This window comes from Plantactinospora sp. WMMC1484 (assembly GCF_049315195.1).
GTDB lineage: Bacteria > Actinomycetota > Actinomycetes > Mycobacteriales > Micromonosporaceae > Plantactinospora.
The window spans coordinates 6091458-6109147 of sequence record NZ_CP186055.1; the positions used below are offsets into that span (position 1 = coordinate 6091458).

15 protein-coding genes and 1 pseudogene are annotated in these 17690 nt (G+C 72.1%); 8 read left to right on the plus strand and 8 right to left on the minus strand.

All coding sequences use genetic code 11. The features are described from left to right. Nucleotides 1-113: 113 nt before the first annotated feature. The 4 genes and pseudogenes from ACN28C_RS26300 to ACN28C_RS26315 form a co-directional block, all read right to left on the minus strand. Nucleotides 114-1349, minus strand: a pseudogene (locus ACN28C_RS26300) (lipopolysaccharide biosynthesis protein); the annotation flags it as partial. Continuing rightward, nucleotides 1346-3265, minus strand: a complete 1920-nt coding sequence (gene asnB / locus ACN28C_RS26305; protein ID WP_422770207.1) for an asparagine synthase (glutamine-hydrolyzing) — start codon at nt 3263-3265, stop codon at nt 1346-1348. The gene asnB and the pseudogene ACN28C_RS26300, both read right to left, overlap by 4 nt. After that, nucleotides 3253-4533: a glycosyltransferase family 4 protein gene (locus ACN28C_RS26310; protein ID WP_422770208.1), complete on the minus strand. Its 1281-nt coding sequence runs from the start codon at nt 4531-4533 to the stop codon at nt 3253-3255. Before ACN28C_RS26310 ends, asnB begins: the two co-directional genes overlap by 13 nt. Nucleotides 4534-4548: 15 nt before the next feature. Then, the gene (locus tag ACN28C_RS26315; RefSeq protein ID WP_422770209.1) at nt 4549-5757 is read right to left on the minus strand and encodes a glycosyltransferase; all 1209 of its coding nucleotides are present in this window, start codon (nt 5755-5757) and stop codon (nt 4549-4551) included. 248 nt (nt 5758-6005) lie between these two features. On the opposite strand from ACN28C_RS26315, the gene ACN28C_RS26320 reads away from it, so the two are divergent. After that, nucleotides 6006-7445, plus strand: a complete 1440-nt coding sequence (locus tag ACN28C_RS26320; RefSeq protein WP_422770210.1) for a glycosyltransferase — start codon at nt 6006-6008, stop codon at nt 7443-7445. 29 nt (nt 7446-7474) lie between these two features. On the opposite strand, the gene ACN28C_RS26325 is transcribed toward ACN28C_RS26320, so the two are convergent. After that, nucleotides 7475-8455, minus strand: coding sequence for an NAD-dependent epimerase/dehydratase family protein (locus tag ACN28C_RS26325; protein WP_422770211.1), 981 nt, complete (start codon nt 8453-8455; stop codon nt 7475-7477). Nucleotides 8456-8775: 320 nt separating this feature from the next. Between ACN28C_RS26325 and ACN28C_RS26330 the strand changes: the two genes are divergently transcribed. The 4 genes from ACN28C_RS26330 to ACN28C_RS26345 all read left to right on the plus strand — a co-directional run bounded on the left by ACN28C_RS26330 (nt 8776) and on the right by ACN28C_RS26345 (nt 13924). After that, the gene (locus ACN28C_RS26330) at nt 8776-10674 is read left to right on the plus strand and encodes a polysaccharide biosynthesis protein (protein WP_422770212.1); all 1899 of its coding nucleotides are present in this window, start codon (nt 8776-8778) and stop codon (nt 10672-10674) included. A gap of 187 nt (nt 10675-10861) precedes the next feature. Continuing rightward, entirely contained in the window at nt 10862-11914 is a 1053-nt protein-coding gene (locus ACN28C_RS26335; RefSeq protein ID WP_422770213.1) for a Gfo/Idh/MocA family protein, read from the plus strand. 15 nt (nt 11915-11929) lie between these two features. After that, entirely contained in the window at nt 11930-13066 is a 1137-nt protein-coding gene (locus tag ACN28C_RS26340; RefSeq protein ID WP_422770214.1) for a DegT/DnrJ/EryC1/StrS family aminotransferase, read from the plus strand. Nucleotides 13067-13171: 105 nt separating this feature from the next. Next, complete coding sequence (locus tag ACN28C_RS26345) at nt 13172-13924, plus strand: class I SAM-dependent methyltransferase (protein ID WP_422770215.1); 753 nt, start codon at nt 13172-13174, stop codon at nt 13922-13924. Between the two features lie 97 nt (nt 13925-14021). Here ACN28C_RS26345 and ACN28C_RS26350 read toward each other — a convergent pair whose 3' ends face one another. From ACN28C_RS26350 to ACN28C_RS26360, 3 genes are read right to left on the minus strand one after another with little or no spacing between them, the layout of a single operon-like run. Beyond that, on the minus strand, nt 14022-14444 hold the full coding sequence (locus ACN28C_RS26350; RefSeq protein WP_422770216.1) for a hypothetical protein: 423 nt from the start codon (nt 14442-14444) through the stop codon (nt 14022-14024). After that, nucleotides 14441-14692, minus strand: a complete 252-nt coding sequence (locus tag ACN28C_RS26355; RefSeq protein ID WP_422770217.1) for a hypothetical protein — start codon at nt 14690-14692, stop codon at nt 14441-14443. The genes ACN28C_RS26350 and ACN28C_RS26355 overlap by 4 nt, the downstream gene beginning before the upstream one ends. Beyond that, on the minus strand, nt 14689-14859 hold the full coding sequence (locus ACN28C_RS26360; RefSeq protein ID WP_422770218.1) for a hypothetical protein: 171 nt from the start codon (nt 14857-14859) through the stop codon (nt 14689-14691). Before ACN28C_RS26360 ends, ACN28C_RS26355 begins: the two co-directional genes overlap by 4 nt. Before the next feature lie 305 nt (nt 14860-15164). Here ACN28C_RS26360 and ACN28C_RS26365 point away from each other — a divergent pair, with 305 nt between their 5' ends. The 3 genes from ACN28C_RS26365 to ACN28C_RS26375 all read left to right on the plus strand — a co-directional run bounded on the left by ACN28C_RS26365 (nt 15165) and on the right by ACN28C_RS26375 (nt 17637). Continuing rightward, a complete protein-coding gene (locus tag ACN28C_RS26365; RefSeq protein WP_422774810.1) occupies nt 15165-15884 on the plus strand; it encodes an XRE family transcriptional regulator in 720 nt (239 codons plus the stop codon). Further along, the gene (locus tag ACN28C_RS26370; protein ID WP_422770219.1) at nt 15881-16351 is read left to right on the plus strand and encodes an NUDIX domain-containing protein; all 471 of its coding nucleotides are present in this window, start codon (nt 15881-15883) and stop codon (nt 16349-16351) included. Before ACN28C_RS26365 ends, ACN28C_RS26370 begins: the two co-directional genes overlap by 4 nt. 308 nt (nt 16352-16659) lie before the next feature. Continuing rightward, nucleotides 16660-17637 (plus strand): C45 family autoproteolytic acyltransferase/hydolase, encoded by a 978-nt coding sequence (locus ACN28C_RS26375; RefSeq protein WP_422770220.1) that lies wholly within the window; start codon nt 16660-16662, stop codon nt 17635-17637. The last annotated feature ends 53 nt before the right edge of the window (nt 17638-17690 follow it).

Sequence of the window (17690 nt, forward strand, 5' to 3'; positions counted from 1 at the left end):
CGCCCGGTCGACCGGTTCCGCCCGGTCGACCTGCACAGCATCCGCCCGGTCGACGTGAGCAGCAACTGCCGGAGCATGGCCGTCTCGGCCGCCCCCGGCAACAGTCGCCGCCATCGGACCCCGGCCATCCGGCAGAACCGGACCACCTGCGCCAGGGTCAGCGTGGCATAGCTGACCGATGCGGCGAGGGCACAGCCGACGATCCCCCACCGCGGGATCAGGACCAGGTTGAGCGTGATGTTCAGCGCGAGCGCCGCTGCGGGGAACGCGGAGACGACCAGCGGCCGGTCGCAGCGGATCAGGTACGCACCGATCTGCCGACCGGCGTGCATGAGGAAGAGCCCGGGGCCGAGCGCGTACATCGCCTGGACGCTGCCGGCGAAGGCGGCGCCGTACGCGAGCGGAATCAACACCGGTGCGGTCGCGCAGAGCCCCCCGACGGAGATGGCGGCCAGCAGGGTGGAGATCCGGGTGGCCCGGGTGGTCGCCTCGACGGCGTCGACGAGCTCGCCCTCGGCCTGGCGGGACAGGAAGGCCCCGCGGACCGCCTCGGCCGGGATCCGGGCGAATCCTCCGACGGTGACCGCCAGGGCGTAGAGGCCGACGGCCGCCGGCGAGGTGAGTGCGCCGAGGATGAAGACGTCGAGGCGGAGCGCCAGGTTCAACGCGGCGGAGCCCGGATGGAAGCGCATGCCCAGTGAGATCGCCTGCCACGCCAGCGCCGGATTCCAGTACCTCAGCCGCGGGCGTTCGCCGGCGAGCAACACCAGCAGCGCGGAGGCCGAGGAGGCGCTCCAGATCGCCACCACCCAGCCGGGCGTGAGCCATCCCCCGATCGCGAGCAGGGCCGTCGCGCCGAACTGGAGGACGGCGACGTACAGCATGGAGCGGGTGACCAGGGCGATCTGTGCGTCCAGGGTCAGGGCGCCGTTGAGGTAGAGCGCGGTTATCCCCGCCGGCACCGACGCCAGCGCCATGGCCAGCAGCTCGGGGCTCGCGATGGTGATGCCGAACCGGGTACCCGCCCAGAGCAGCAGCGCGGCGCCGAGCGCGGCGAGGATGCCGACGGCGGGCCCGAGCAGCACGCTGTTGGCGAGGATCTCGTCACGGCGGCCCGCCCAGAGCCGGACGTGCGACTGCTCCACGGAGAGATAGCCGAGCGCGATGGTGGTGGTCGCGGTCGCGATGACCAGCGCGGTCACGCCGCGCCCCTCCGGCAGCAGCGCGCGGGCCACCAGGACCCCGCTGACCGCGTTGAGCCCGAGCACCAGCACCCGGGCGACGGCGTTCCAGGTCGCCTGGCGCAGTGTCGACCGCTGCCGGGCCGGCGTCCCGGTCCGGCCGGTCACGACTGCCGGGCGAGCAGATCGTGGTACGGCGCTGCCGCCGACGGGGTGCCGGCGCGGTCCAGCCAGTTCCGGTGCCAGAGCTCGAACTGGACAAGTGCCCAGATCCGGTGGCTCTCGTCGTCGCCCCGGTCGTGCCGCTCCAGCAGCGCGGTGACCGCCTCGGGCCGGAACAGCCCGCGCGACCGGGCCGTCTGGTCGGTCAGCAGGCCCCAGGAGAGGTCGCGCAGCTCGCCCCGGAACCAGCGGCCCAGGGGCACGCCGAAGCCCATCTTCGGCCGGTTGACGATCTCGTCCGGCAGCCAGGGCGCGACCGCCCGCTTGAGCAGGTACTTCGTCGTGCTGCCTCGGATCTTGAACCGGGTCGGCAGGTGCGCCGCCCACTCCATCAGGTGATGGTCGAGCAGCGGCGACCGCGCCTCCAGGGAGTTGGCCATGGTGGTGATGTCGACCTTGGGCAGCAGGGCGCCCGGCAGGTAGGTCTGCACGTCGGCGTCGATGAGCCGGCCCAGCCGGTCCGCCGCCCGGGAGGCCGCGTACGCCTCGCCGAGCGGCGCCCAACTGTCCACCCCGGCGAGGTGCTCGCGCAGCTCGTCGGTGTAGAGGGCGACCTGCTGCGCCGGCGGGAAGACGGAGATCAGCGAGGCGTACCGGGCCAGCGCCGGTTGACCGAGCAGCTGGAGGATCCGGCCAACGGCACGGGGCCGGGAACCGGTGTTGGTGTGCGCCACGAGCCCGTCGCCGACCCGGTGCAGTACCCGTGGGGTGGCCCACTCCGGCACCCGGTCGAGCGCCCGGATCAGCGCGTACCGGCGGTAGCCGCCGAAGCACTCGTCGCCGCCGTCCCCGTTGAGCACCACCGTGACGTGCTCGCGGCTCAGTTGTGCCACGTAGAAGCTCGGTATCGCCGACGAGTCGGCGAAGGGCTCGTCGAAGTGGTGGGTGAGCGTCGGCAGCAGGTCGACGCAGGAGGGAGTGACCACCAGCTCGTGGTGGTCGGTGCCGTACCGCCGGGCGACCAGCCGGGCATGCTCGCGCTCGTCGTAACGCGCCTCGTCGAAGCCGATGCTGAAGGTCCTGACCGGTCCGTCCGAGCATCTCGCCATCGCGGCCACCACCGCCGAGGAGTCCACACCGCCGGAGAGGAAGGCGCCGAGCGGGCGTTCGCTGACCATCCGGACCCGGACGGCGTCGAGCAGCCGCTCCCGGAGCTGCTCCGCTGCCTCGTCCTCGTCCGGCACCGCGTGCGGCGTGCAGTCGAGTTTCCAGTACCTGCGTATCTCGGCCGTGCCGTCCTGCCAGCTCAGCAGGTGGCCGGGGGGAAGCTTCCGGATCCCCTGGTAGATCGACCAGGGGGCCGGCACGTACTGGTAGCTGAGATAGTGGTGCAGCGCCACGAGGTCGAGCCGGCGTTCCAGGCCCGGATCCTGCAGCAGCGACTTCGCCTCCGAGCCGAACGTGATGGTGGCGTCGTCGGCCCACCAGTACAACGGCTTCTTGCCGACCCGGTCCCGGCCGAGCAGCAGCCGGCGCCGGCGGGTGTCCCAGATGGCGAAGGCGAACATGCCGCGGAGCCGGTGCACCAGGTCGTCGCCGTGCTCCTCGTAGAGGTGGACCAGGCACTCCGAGTCGCCGTCGCTGCGCAACCGGTGTCCCCGGCGGATCAGGTCGGCGCGGAGGGCGGCGAAGTTGTAGATCTCGCCGTTGAAGACCGCGACCACCGTGCCGTCCTCGTTCCGCACCGGCTGCTGGCCACCGGCGACGTCGACGATGGCGAGCCGGCGCATTCCCATGGCGCACCCGTCGTCCACGTGCAGACCGGCGCCGTCCGGACCCCGGTGGCTGATCACGTCACACATCCGGTGCACCAGCGCCGGATCGGGGCCGACGGTCGAGACGACTCCGGCTATGCCGCACATGGGTGTGCCGCCGTCCCGTCGTGCCGGGCGCCGGGCAGCGACCGGCGGTACATCGAGAGGTGCGCCGAGGCCGCCGCCTCCAGGGTGAAGACGCTGGCCCGGAAGGCCCGGACGGCGGCCTCCGGGTCCCGCTCCCGGGACGGCAGGACCGCCCGCCCGATCGCCTCCGCCCACTCCGCCGGCGGCGCGTCCCGGCCCACGACGGTGACACCGGGCAGATGCCGGGCGATGAAGCGCACGCCGGGCAGGTCGGCGGCGACGACCACGGTCCCGACCGCCAGGGCCTCCAGCACCACGCCGGGCAGGCCCTCCCGCTCGGAGGGGAGGACGACGACGTCGGCCTGCCGCATCAGGTCACCGACGTCCTCCCGGACGCCGAGCAGGTGTACGCGGTCGACGACCCCGTCCGCCTCGGCCGCGCGCAGCACCCGGGCCTCGTCGCCGGCATCGCGCGCCCCGACCAGCGCGCCGCGGCTCGGGCGACCGCTCGCGGTCAGCGCCGCGACGACCTGCGGGACGACCCAGCGCCGCTTCTCCGGTGCGGGGCGGCCGACGTGCAGGCAGACGATCTCGCCGGGTGCCGCGCCCACGCTGGCCCGGAGGTCGAGGTCGCCGCGGCGGGCGAGCCGCCCGAGATCGAGGCCGTTGGGTATGACCCGGCAGCGCGGGTCCGACTCCCAGGACGGCCGGTACGCGTTGCTCAGCGCGCCCGGCGCGACCCCGACGATGTCGGTGGCGAAGAAGCCGATGAGCTTCCGCATCACCCACCGCTGGATGCGGCGCCGGAGGGTGCTCGGGCGGCCGTCACCGTCGCTGCGGAAGTGTGCGATCCGGACCGGGACTCCGGCCAGCGCCGCCAGCAGCACGAGCGCGCCGGAGAAGGTCGAGACGTCGGAGTGCACCACCCGCACCTCCAGCCGCCGGAGTAGGCGCAGGAATCGGAACGGAAACCGGGGGTCCAGCGGGAGCGGATGCACCGTGGCGCCCATCCGCTCGACGACCGGGGCGAGCACCCCAGCCCGCCCGCTGAGCGTCACGAAGTGCAGCACCGCACCCGCCTCGGTCAACAGCGGCATGAGTTCGATCGTCCGGCGCTCCGCTCCCCCGACGTCCAGCGACCCGAACACCCGGACCACGTGGTAGCGGGCCGGTTCTCCCGCCGTCCCGGCGGCCGGCTCGTCGGTCGCCCCGTCGACCGGCTCATCGGCCGGCTCTCCGGCCTGGCCGGACGTGTCGCGGGCGGCGCCGTCGACTGGTCTGGACACCATGCTGCTCCTGTCGCGCTATCCGGTGACGTGCAGAACCGGACGGTGGCCGCCCCGGGCCGTCGCGGCGGCCACCGCCCGGTAGTAGGCGGTCCGCCGGCGGGCGAGCGTGTCGGCGGAGAAGTCGCGTGACCGGGCCAGGTTGCGTGCGGAGGCGGCGGTCATCCGCTCCGGGTCGGCCAGCATCCTGCCGATGGCGGTGGCCAGTGCGGCCGGGTCGTCAGCTGGAACCAGGTCCTCGGTGGCGAGCAGCTCCGGGATGCCGCCGACGGTCGTGCCGATCGCGGGCAGGCCACGGGCCATCGCCTCGATCAGCGCCTGGGGCAGCCCCTCCGTACGCGAGGGCATCACGAAGAGGTCCGCCGCGTCGAGGTGCCGGCGGACCGCCTCGCCGGTGGCGACGACACCGGCGAACGTCACCCGGTCCGCCACGCCGAGCCGGTCGGCGAGGCGTTCGAGTTCCGGGCGGAACCTGCCGTCACCGAGGTGTACGAGCCGGGGCCGGAGACCGGCGTCGGCGAGCCGGGCCAGTGCGGCGAGGAGCGTGTCGACGCCCTTGTAGAGCTGCGCCAGCATGCCGACCGAGACGATCGTGCCACCGCGAGGGCCGTCGAAGACGCGCGGCTCCCCGAGGTACGCGTCCGGCGGAAGGTTCACGCTCGACACGTGCGTACTCGGCACGCCCTCGCGGACCGGATACCGGCGTTGCAGGTAGTGCTCGGTCACGTAGGCGGCGCCGACCGCCGTCCGGCACTGGTGCCGCAACCGTCTGGTGCTCAGGTGCCGCAGCACGGGCCGGAGCGGATGCCGCACCGTGCCGGGCGCGAAGACGTCGTAGGGGTCACCGATCACCTCCAGCGCGTACGGCAGGCCCTGCCGTTCCCGCGCCGTGGCGAGCAGCGACCCGACCGGGGAGGGCACCCGCAGGATCACCGCGTCGCCTGCGTCGGCGGCGGCAGCCACGGCCCGCCTGACCGCGCCCTGGCGGCGCAGGTATTCGGCGGGTCCCTGGTAGTGCGGCACCGGCCAGACCTCGACGCCCTCCCCGTCCACCCGGGACGCCCCGCCGGGCACCTCCGGGACGTCCCGCACCCTGGCGACGACCCGGACACTCCGGAAGGCGGCCAGGTAGCGGCTCCAGTTCGGATAGCTCGGTCCCGCGTGGATCCACACCCGCGCGTCCGGCGTCCGCAGACACCGCGACTCCGTGGTGACCACCACCCGCATCAAGGTTCTCCCTGCCGCGACGCCAAGCGCTGTCCCTTCTTTTCTTTCTGCGGCACCCCGCCGCTGCGGGTCGCGCGTCTGACTAACGGCGGAGTCCGCGCAAAGGTGACGGAGTCCGCGGTTCACCCGTTATGGTGGGCGCGAGTAACGGCACCCGGACGCACCGACAACCGGACCGGATCATTGCAGCGCCCGGTCGACGGACCGCGATTCCGGAAACCTTTCACAGCCGTATTCGAAGGGATCTCATGACAGCTCCGCCTACCGGTGCGGACGCCCGCCGTGCGGCCTCCGCCGGACCCGATTCCCTGCCCGGTCCACCCGGACCCGCCGGCCGTACCCCGGCGGCGCCGCGCCTGTTGATCGTCTCCCACTGCTTCCCACCGTCGGAGATGGTGGGCGGCAGGCGGCCCGCCGCGCTGGCCAGGATCGCCGTGCGAAGCGGCTGGGACGTGCGCGTCCTGACCGCGACGCCGTCGGACCGGAACGCCCCCGGCATCGATATACCGGAATGGCAGGTGGTACGGGCGGCGCCGCTGTTCCACTGGCCGCAACTCGGCGCCGGGCCGCGACCGGTGCCGGACGGCGGTACGCAACGCGCTCGCCCCGCGCCACTCCGCCTCGCCCGCCTCCGCTCGACGGCCACCCGTTCCGCCAAATTCCTCGGGCGCGAGGCACTCATGTTTCCGGACGGGGAGTCGACCTGGATCGTCCCCGCCGTCACCGGCTTTCTCAGGGCGCAACGGAGTTGGCGCCCCGACGTCATATTCGCGACCGGGCCACCATTCTCCGGATTCGTCGTGGCCGCCGCGCTGGCCCGGAAACTCGATGCGCCCTGGGTCGCCGACTATCGCGATCTGTGGACGGTCGGCAACGAATACCGGGTGCCGAGCCGGGTAGCGCTGCGCCGCCGGGCCGACCACTGGCTGGAGCGGCGCCTGCTGCGGTCGGTCGCCAGCTGCGTCACGATCTCCGCCCCGACGGCGCAGACCCTGCGTACCACCTTCGGGGTCGACACCGAGGTCGTCATGAACGGCATCGACCGCCGCGCGGAGCCGGTGACGTCCCCGGGGGCGACGGGCACCTGCTGGCCGACCGGAGTGACCGGCCCGCAGAGCCTGCGGCTGGCTCACACCGGACTCCTCTATCCCGGCAAGCGCAGCCCGCGGCCGCTCCTCGACGCGATCGCGCTCCTCGGCGACGACGCGCGACGCGTCCACTTCGTTCAGGCCGGCCCGGACAACGGCGTCGCCGTCGACGCCGCCGGACGCAGCGCCGTGCCGGAGGCCGTCACCGTGCTCGGCCACGTGCCGGCGGAGCGGTCGTGGCGCATCCAGGCCGAAGCCGACGTGCTGGTACTGCTGATGTGGAACGACCCGCGCGACGCCGGCACCGTACCCGGGAAGTTCTTCGACTATCTGCACGCCCGGCGGCCGATCCTGATGATCGGCCACCGGGACGGGGTCGTCGCGGACCTCATCCGCTCGCGCGGCGCCGGGGTGGTGCTGGGTGAGCCGGCGGAGATAGCGGATCAGCTACGGCGCTGGCTGGCGGTCAAGGACCGCGACGGCCGGCTTCCGGCGCTATCGGCTGCCGTCCAGCAGGGCCTGTTCCGGGAAGATCAGATGACGAGGTACCTGGAGCTGCTCCGCGAGACCGGCGCGCGGCACCGCGCCCGCACGGCCTGACCGACACGGCCCGGACCGACACGGCCCGGTCAGGCCGGTACGGTGCTCGGCTCGGCGGCGCCGGTGCGCCCGGCCGGGGCGTAGTGCGCCTGGTACCACGCCACCGTCGCCCGCAGGCCGTCCGCCAGCGAGGTCGCCGTCACCTCGGGGAAGAGCTGACGCAGCACCCGGTTGTCCGCGCTGGAGTGCCGGACGTCCCCGGTCCGTTCCGGCGCCGTCTCCCGGGCGATCGGGCGGGCCAGCAGCACTTCCAGCTCGGCCACCACCGTGTGCAGGTCGGTCTGCGTCCCGAAGGCCAGGTTCACCGGCTGCGGGTGGTGCACCCGTCGCCGTACCGCGTCGAGCAGCACGGCGCAGACCGTGTCCACGTACGTGAAGTCACGGGTCTGGCGGCCGTCCCCGAAGAAGGTGACCGGCTGCCCGTGCAGCGCGGCGTGCACGAACCGCGGGATCACCGCCGCGTACGCGTGGTCGTGCCGTTGCCGCGGCCCGTAGACGTTGAAGAACCGGAAGGCGAGGGTGGGTAGGTCGTAGCAGGCCTGATAGGCCAGGGCGTACGCCTCGGTGGCGAGCTTGCTCGCCGCGTACGGGCTCAGCGGCCTGGTCCAGCCGAGTTCGCTCTTCGGCAGGTCGGGGTTGGCTCCGTACACCGAGGAGGAGGAGGCGACCACCACGTGCCGTACGCCGTGCCGGCGCGCCGCCTCGAAGACCGACACCGTCCCGGTCGCGTTGACCCGGTGCGAGGCCACCGGGTCGCGGACCGAGCGCGGCACGCTCGGCAGCGCCGCCAGGTGCACCACGGCGTCCCGGTCGGCGACCGCCCGGGACAGCACCCGCTCGTCGAGGATGGAACCCGCCACCAGCTCGACATCGAGCCCCGCCAGGTTGCTCCGGGTGCCGGTCGACAGGTCGTCCACCACCCGGACGTCCGTGATCGTGGGGTCCGCCAGCGCGGCCCGGGTCAGGTTCGCACCGATGAAGCCGGCGCCGCCGGTCACCAACAATCGCATCGTGTCAACCTCTTCTTCGCCGAGCGCCGATACGCGGCCGCCGGGCGCACTTTCTGGGCAGGCTGCGGCGTCTCACATCAACGTCTGACTAACGCATCATCGGCACCGAGGAGACGGCTGCACCGCAGCACATATGACAATGGCGCAGGATGCGAGGAATATACGCAAGACCCCTGCGGCTTACGCGAATACGAAACAGATCCGGAGCTTTTAAAAAGGTGAAACAACAGCAGCATGCGAGAAATTCGGCTAGATAATACTTAGCCTGGCGAGGAGTCATCCGGCCCTGCGTCAGGGCAGCCCGACGCAGGGAGCCGTAGATGCAGCAGAGTGCAGCCACGCCCACCACCACCGACGCCACCACCCCGTGGCGGGGAGCGCACCGCCGCTCCCTGGCACTGGTGGCCACCGACACCGCGGGGTGGTTGGGCGGCTTCGCGGCGGCGGCATGGGCGCGGCACGAGTTCGACGTCACCGTCGACGAGCTCACCAGGGTGATCTACGCCGGACTGATCGCCGCCGTCCTGAGCGGTCTGCTGACCCGGCTCCGGCACCGGCACTGGGGCCGACACCCGCTCGGCAGCCTCCAGGACGCCCGAGCTCTCGCCGGCACGGTCGGCTGCGTCGCGGCGGTCATGCTGCTCGGCGTACTCACCATGTCGCCCCGGCCGGTCCCGGCCAGCACCCCACCGGTCGGAGCGGCGCTGGCTCTGCTGCTCATGCTCTCCGTCCGGGTCGCCTACCGTCAGCAGCGCGACAGGTCGCTCCGCCCCACCGTCCAGTCGGCCATGCCGGTCCTGCTCTTCGGGATGGGCTCCGCCGGCCAGGCGCTGCTCCGGGCGATGCTGAGCGACCCCCGGGGCCGCTACCTGCCGGTCGGCCTTCTCGACGACGATCCGGAGAAGCGGCACCTCCGCTTCGACGGCGTGCGGATGCTCGGCGGTCGGACCGAGATCGCCGAGGCGGTCGGCCGGACCGGCGCCGGGACGGTCATCTTCTCGGTCGCCAACGCCGACGCCGAACTGATCCGCGAGGTCCGGACCGCCACCCTCGCCGCCGGGGCCGCCTTCAAGATCCTTCCTCCGGTACGCGAGCTGGTCGATCACCGGATCAGCGTCGCCGACGTACGCGACGCGGACATCGACGACCTGCTCGGCCGCCGGCAGGTGGCGACGAACCTGAAGAGCGCCGACAACGGCCTCGCCGGGCGCCGGATCCTGGTAACCGGCGCCGGCGGCTCGATCGGCTCGGAGCTGTGCCGGCAGATCGCCCAGGCCGACCCGGCCGAGCTGATGATGCTCGACCGGGACGAGTCGGCCCTGCACAGCCTCCAGCTCTCGCTCTCCGGCCGGGCCCTGCTGGACAGCTCCGAGCTGATCCTCGCCGACATCCGCGACGCCGAGCGGCTCAACCGGATCATGGCCGACCGCCGCCCGGACATCGTCTTCCACGCCGCCGCGCTCAAGCACCTGCCGCTGCTGCAGCAGCACCCGGGCGAGGCGGTGCAGACCAACGTCTGGGGCACCCTCGCGGTCCTCGACGCGTGTCGCGGGGTGGAGAAGTTCGTCAACATCTCGACCGACAAGGCCGCGAACCCGATAAGCGTGCTCGGCTACTCCAAGCGGATCACCGAGCGGCTCACCGCGTACGCCGCCGCCAACTCGGCCGGCACCTTCCTCAGCGTCCGTTTCGGCAACGTGCTCGGCAGCCGGGGCTCGGTGGTGACGGCGTTCCGGGCGCAGATCGAGGCCGGGCTGCCGGTCACGGTCACCCACCCCGAGGTGACCCGCTATCTGATGACGGTGCAGGAGGCGGTGCACCTGGTACTCCAGGCGGCGGCGATCGGGCGGGACGGCGAGGCGCTGGTGCTCGACATGGGCAAGCCGGTCGGCATCGACGACCTTGCCCGACAGCTCGCCGCCCAGGCGTCCCGGCCGCCCCGGATCGTCTACACCGGACTCCGGGCCGGCGAGAAGCTGCACGAGGACCTCTTCGGTGCCGGTGAGGTCGACGTACGGCCGCTGCACCCACTGATCTCCCACGTCCCGGTGCCGGCCCTGAATCCGACGGACATCATCGGGCTGGATCCGTTCGACGATCCGGAGAAGCTGATCGAGCGTCTCGCCTCGCTCTGCGAGCAGGTGGAGCAGAATCAACCGTCCATGACGCTGGTGCCGACCACCAGGAATGCTCGGTCACAGTCCTCGCACCCGATCTGAACGTCGACCGCGACGGCGGATCCGAGTCGGGAAACGGACAGCCGGCTGGCGGGTCGCGGCCCGGCCATTGCACGATCCCGACTAATTGCAGGCAATCGCGATGACCCATTCTCGATAATCGATTCCAGGAATCGATTCGTCTCCGTGGGGCGGCGACAGCCAACGGTGCGATCCAGTGGAGGTCTGCGTGACCGGAGAGTTGGCCCTCATCGGCTTCGGTTACTGGGGCACCAACCTCGCCCGTAACCTCGACAGCCTCGCGCAGTCGCGGTGGCGTTACGTGGTCGACGCCAGCCCCGAACGGCGCCGGGCCGCAACGGAGCGCTACCCGGGGCTGCGGGCCACCGACGACCTGGCGGCGGTGCTCTCCGACGACCGGGTCGAGGCGGTCCTGGTCGCCACCCCGGCGCCGAGCCACGCGCCGCTGGTCCGGCGGGTGCTGGCCGCCGGCCGGCACGTCTTCGTCGAGAAGCCGCTGGCGATGTCGGTCACCGACGCGGTAGCCCTGGCCGAGACCGCCGACCGGGCCGGCCTGGTGCTGATGGTCGGCCACACCTTCGAGTACGTGCCCGCCGTGGTGCGGATGCACGAGTACGTCCGCTCCGGCGAGATCGGCGACGTCCTCCACCTGCACTCCCAGCGACTCAACCTCGGCCGGATCCAGAGCGACCTGCACACCTTCTGGTCCATCGGGCCACACGACGTCTCCATCGCCAACTACCTGCTCGGCACGGGGCCGCAGTGGGTCGCCGCGCAGGGCGGGCGGTATCTGCACGACGGCGTCGAGGACGTCGTCTTCGTCACCATGGGGTATCCCGGGGACGTGGTGGCGCACATGCACGTGAGCTGGCTGGATCCGGCGAAGACCCGTCGCACCACCGTCGTCGGCACCCGGCGGATGCTGGTCTACGACGACCTGAACACCGAGGCCCGGCTGACCGTCTTCGACAAGGGCGCGGAGCCGCTGGAGCCGGACGGGCACGGCATCCGGCGGTACCGGCTGCGCGACGACGCGGTGCACGTGCCGGCGCTGTCGATGGTGGAGCCGCTCGAACTGGAGCTGCGGCACTTCCTCGACTGCGTACGCACCGGCGCCCGGCCCCGGACGGACGGCTGGAACGGCGCCCGGGTGGTGGCGGTGCTGGAGGCGGTGGACGCCTCGCTGCGGGCCGGCGGCGCGACCGTGGCCGTGCCGCAGGTCACCGACCGGCGGACCGACCTGACCACTGCCCTGCACTGATCATCAGGAGCCCAGATGTCCCGAATCCCCCTGGTCGACCTGGCCGCCTCCTACGACCGGCACCGGTCGGCGATCGACGCGGCGATGCGGTCGGTCGTCGAGGAGACCCGCTTCATCCTCGGCCGCGACGTCGGCGAGTTCGAGTCGGCGTTCGCCGCGTTCTGCGGCACCGGACACGCGGTCGGGGTCGCCTCCGGCACCGCCGCGATCCACCTGAGCCTGGCCGCGCTCGGGATAGGCCCCGGCGACGAGGTGGCCGTGCCGGCGCACACCTTCGTCGCCACCGCCGAGCCGGTGAGCTGGCTGGGCGCCCGGCCACGCTTCGTCGAGGTGGACGCGGAGACCGGCGGGATGGACCCGGACGCCCTGAAGGCGGTCGTCGACCGGGTCCGGGCGGTGCTGCCGGTCCACCTCTACGGGCTGCCGGTCGACCTCGCCGCGATCGGCGCGCTCGCCGCCGCGGCCGGGGTGCCGCTGGTGGAGGACGCCGCCCAGGCGCACGGCGCCGAGTACGTCCAGCCGGACGGCTCGGTGGTGCGGGCCGGGGCGTACGGCCGGGTCGGCTGTTTCTCGTTCTATCCCGGCAAGAACCTCGGCGCCTTCGGCGACGCCGGTGCGGTCACCACCGCCGACCCGGAGCTGGCGGACCGGATCCGGCGGCTCGCCAACCACGGACGGACCAGCAAGTACGAGCACCTCAGCGTCGGCTACGCGGAGCGGCTGGACACCCTCCAGGCGGCGGTACTCGCGGTGAAGCTGGAGACCCTGGCGGAGGGTAACCGGCGCCGCCGCGAGCTGGCCGCCGCCTACCGGGCCCGGCTGACCGGGGTCGGCGACCTCGTGCTCCCCGTCGAGCCGCCGAACCGCCGCAGCGTCTACCACCTCTTCGTGCTGCGCAGCGGGCACCGGGACGGGCTGCGGGCGTATCTGCGGGAGGCCGGGATCGAGGCCGGGGTGCACTATCCGGTCCCGTTGCACCTGCAACCGGCGTACGCCTCGCTCGGGCACCGCCCCGGCGACCTGCCGGTGACCGAGGCGTGGGCCCGGGAGTGCCTCTCCCTGCCGATCTATCCCGAACTCTCCGACGGCCAACGGGAGCGCGTGGTCGCCCGGGTACGCGACTACTTCGACACCGCCGCACACCGGCGCTGAGCCGGTGCCGGCTGCGCGGCAGTCGGCGGGACGACCCGGCCGGCGTCACCGGCGGATCGTTGAGTCGTTGAACGAACCGTCCAGCCGGGATCAGGGAGAAGGACCATGGATCTGGCCGTCCAACGCGCCGAACTTCGCAAGTCGCCCCAGGAACGGGAGCGGATAGACGACCTCTTCCGGCTGATCCCGGCCGGCGGTGGCGTGGCGCTGGACGCCGGTGCCTGGGACGGCCATCTGGCCCGCCGGCTCGCGGACCGCTACGACCGGGTGGTCGCGCTCGACCTCACCACGCCGACGGTCGACCACGAGCGCGTCGAGTGCGTCCAGGGTGACGTCACCGCCCTGGACTACCCGGACGACAGCTTCGACCTCGTCCTCTGCACCGAGGTGCTGGAACACGTCCCCGCCGACCGCCTCACGGCGGCCTGCACCGAGCTGGCCCGGGTGGCCCGGCGGGACGTCATCATCGGTGTGCCCTTCCGGCAGGACCTGCGCCTCGGCCAGACCACCTGCCGGGACTGCGGCCGGCGCAACCCGCCGTGGGGGCACGTGAACTCGTTCAGCCTGGAGAAGCTGCGGGACCTCTTCGGCGGCCTGCGGGTCGAGACCAGTTCGCTGGTCGGCCAGCGCGTCGACACCAACGCCCTGGCCGCCGCCGTCACCGACCTCGCCGGCAACCCACGCGGCACCTACGGCCAGGAGCAGGGCTGCGTGCACTGCGGCGCCAAGCTGGTACGCCCGCAGTGGCGGCTGACGACCAAGGCGCTCGCCGCGCTCGGGATCGCACTGCAGAAGCCCACCGTCTGGTGGCGCGGCCCGCAGCCCGGCTGGATGCACGTCCACTTCGTCAAGGAGTGACCGGTGGAGGCAGCGCAACAGGCCTGACCGGGGTTCCATGGATCACGCCTCCCTCAGGCGGCGTCGGTCCGGCCCCGGCCCGGCGACCTCGTCGGAGTCACTCGCCGCACTGCCGCTCCCTGCCGCCCATGCCGGTGATCCGGCGCAGGTCCTCCGGGGTAGGCGTCGCCGACGGCAGCAGGATCCGTACCGACGCCGGCACGTAGTCGTCGCCGACGACCTCCAGCCACGTCCCGGCAAGTTGGATCCGGCCGCAGTCCGGCAGGCCGCACGGCCGGCAGCCGTCTACCCCGCGCGGCCAGTGCGCGTTGAGCACCTGCCGGGCCACCACGGTCACGAGCTGGCGCCGCCGCGGATCCCGGCCGACAAGCTCGTCGGTGATGACGACCCACAGCGCCCACTCCGCCGTCGGGCACCAGGCGCCCCGGCAGCCGCCGCAGTTTCCTTGCTCGGCATGGGTGGTGAGCGTCCCCCACGCCCAGTCGGCGGCCAGGCCCGGGGCGCTCTCCGGGACGCTCACCGGACCCGCTCCAGCGCCGTGCGCACGTCCCCGGCGGTGACCGCCGCCGGCAGCGTCCCGCCGAGCAGCACCCGCACCGCGTGCTCCCGCCGGTGGACCTCGACCGCCCACGACCACAGCGGGCAGCCGTCCGGCCCGCACCGGCCGCACTTCCGCAGCGCGTGGGTGCCGAGGACGAGGCGGGCGAAGGCGCACTCCACCGGCACCGGCCACTCCACGGTCAGCCACCGCTGGACCAGGCGGATCACACCAGCCTCCCGAGGCCGGTCCGGATCGTGCCGGTGCTGGCCTGGTCGATGCGCCGGTGGACGGCGGCGAGCAGCACCACACAGCCGCCCCGGGGCCCGCATTCGATACACCGGCCGCCGTCCTGGTGCTGTTCCTCGATCCGGCGGTCCGCCTGCCATCGGTCCATGAGATCCACTGTCGCGTCACCTCCCGGGTCGTGGCGCTCCGGAGACCAGTCGCGGAGCACCACTCTCAACCTGATCCGGCGCCGGTCCGGAGCGTCCGGGGGAACGAAGCTCCGGACCGGCCGGGGCGCCCGGTTGCGACCGGTGGCTCGACATCCACCGCCGGATACCCGTAACGCGGACGCTACGGAGAGCATCGGGACGGCTAAACGGCGCCTGGGACGCTTCAGTGGACGTTTTGACGTACCGGAAGCGTCCCACATCCGGTTGTACCGTCGTAGTTGTGAACGACAGGCTGCGGGCAGCCATGCTGCGAGCCGAGGTGGACTCCGCCGCGCTCGGCCAGCGCATCGGCGTGGACATCAAGACCATCGACCGGTGGATCGGCGGCCGCGTGCCTCACCGCCGCAACCGGCTCGCCGTCGCCGCCGCACTCGGCGAGGAAGAGGCCGCGTTGTGGCCGACCGCCCGGCCCGACCAGGCGCCCGGGTTCGCCTCGACCGGCGAAGTCGTGTCGGCCTACGCACACCGGGCGGAAGTGCCGACCGACCTGTGGATAGGACTTCTGACCGGCGCCCGGGAACAGATCGACATCCTCGCGTACGCCGCCCCGTTCGTCTTCGAGCTGATGCCCCGCGTACACGACATGATCGCTGAGAAGTGCGCAGCCGGCGCCCGGGCCCGGATCGCGCTCGCGGACCCGGACTGCGACCACGTCAAGGAGCGGGACGAGCTGGAGCAGCTCGGCGGCACCCTGCCCGGCCGGATCCGGAACGCGTTCACCATGCTCGGCCGCACCGCCGACCTCGACGGCGTACAGGTCGGCACGCATACCGTGCACCTCTACAACTGCTGGTACCGGTTCGACAACCAGGCCATCGCCACGCCGCACCTGTTCCGCTATCGCGGCTACCAGCAACCCGCGCTGCACCTGCGCAGGTTGTCCGCCTTCGGTATCTTCGAGACCTTCGCGGAGCAGTTCCTACAGATTTGGGACACGGTGCAGATGCGGGAGGCCAGCCGGTGAGCCAACGGGTGGACTACTTCGACGACCCGTCCGCCCCGGCGGCGACATCGCTGGTGCCCGGCGGGTCCGCGCTGGTCGCCGACGAACAGGGCCGGATCCTGTTGCAGCGGCGCACGGACTCCGGGAACTGGTCGCTGCCGGGCGGCACTATGGAGCTCGGCGAGACTCTCGGCGACGCGGTGATCCGGGAGACCCGGGAGGAGACCGGGCTCGACATCGAACTGACCGGCATCCTCGGGATCTACACCGACCCCCGGCACGTGATCGCATACGCCGACGGCGAGGTGCGGCAGGAGTTCGTGGTCGCGTTCACCGCCCGCCCGCTCGGCGGGGAGTTGGCGGTCAGCGACGAATCGACCGAGGTTGCCTGGTTCGACCCGGCCGACATCGCGGACATCCGGATGCACGAGTCCGTCCGGCTCCGGATCGGACACTGGCTGGCCGGCACGGGGCCGCACATCGGGTAACCGTAAACACCGGGTTCCCGGCAGGAGCAATGCTCAGGGCCTGTGGATCAGCTCCCCGGGACCGTCGCAGCCTGGTCACACATCATCGAAGGACACCGATTGACGATCGTTCCCGCCGCTCGCCTACTTGACTTCCGGCTTCTCCAACGCGGGACATTGTCGCCGGCTTGGTATCGGCCACGCTCACATTCAGCGGCTTCAGCCAGACCCGGCACCTGGCCGCCGCCGACGGTGGCCACCTGGTGATTCACCCCACAATTAGCTAGGTTGCCCTCACCTCGACCGATTCTCACAGGGGAGTGGCGGCCGTGCGGCAAGAGCACAAGACCTTCCAGGCGATCGAGGTCGGCGACGGTGGCGACGGGCGGTGGGCCGCCTACGCCCGGGGCCTGTGGCAGGAGATGGAGGGCCTGCTGACCGAGGAGGGCCGGACTCCGCAGGGCGCGGACCGTGTTCGGGTGCTGTTCCGTACGCACATGCCGGAACTGGTCCCGGTTTTGGACCGCCTGGCCGGCCAACTCGACCGGCCCGAGGCGGAAGCCTTCCTCACCCACGCGGCACTGCGGCCGTTTACCCAGTCCTGCACCCAAATCGGCCAGAACGGCACTCTGCTGCGCAACTACGACCTACGGCCCGATCAGTGCGAAGGGACCATCGCCTCCTCCTGCTTCCTGCGCCCCGTGATCGGGATGCAGGACATGCTGTGGGGCTTGCTGGACGGGATGAACGACGCCAGTCTCGCGGTCTCGCTCACCTGGGGCGGACGTTCCGCCTACGGACGCGGTTTCGCCATTCTCATCGTGGTGCGCTACCTGCTGGAAACGTGCGACACCGTCGATGAGGCGGTCGGCAGGCTGCGATTTCTACCGGTCGCCGTCCCCCAGAACCTCACCCTTGTCGATCCCACCAAGGCGGTGACCGTGTTCGTGGGGCCGGATATGTCACCGACGGCGGCGCCGGATGCCTGCGCCGCCAACCATCAGCACCTGCCGGTGACCGACGATCAGGAACGGACCATGCGGACGCGGGAGCGGCTGCGCGCCATCCGCGCCGCGGGCGCGGACGTGGCGGCGATGCTGAAGCCGCCGCTATACCAATCCGTCGACGAGCAGGGGTCGAGAACGCTCTACACAGCCCACTACCGGCCCGTCGAGGGCCGTGTGACGTACTACTGGCCCGGTGAGTCCTGGCAACAGTCCTTCGGCGACTTCACACCCGGATCCCGCACCGTGACCTTGGACCGGACCAGCCGAGAGGCTTTCCGGACCCCTGCTCACCCTGCATGAAGATCCGGCAAGAACGTGATGTCACCCGCCACCGACAGGCCCTCCCTCGGCCC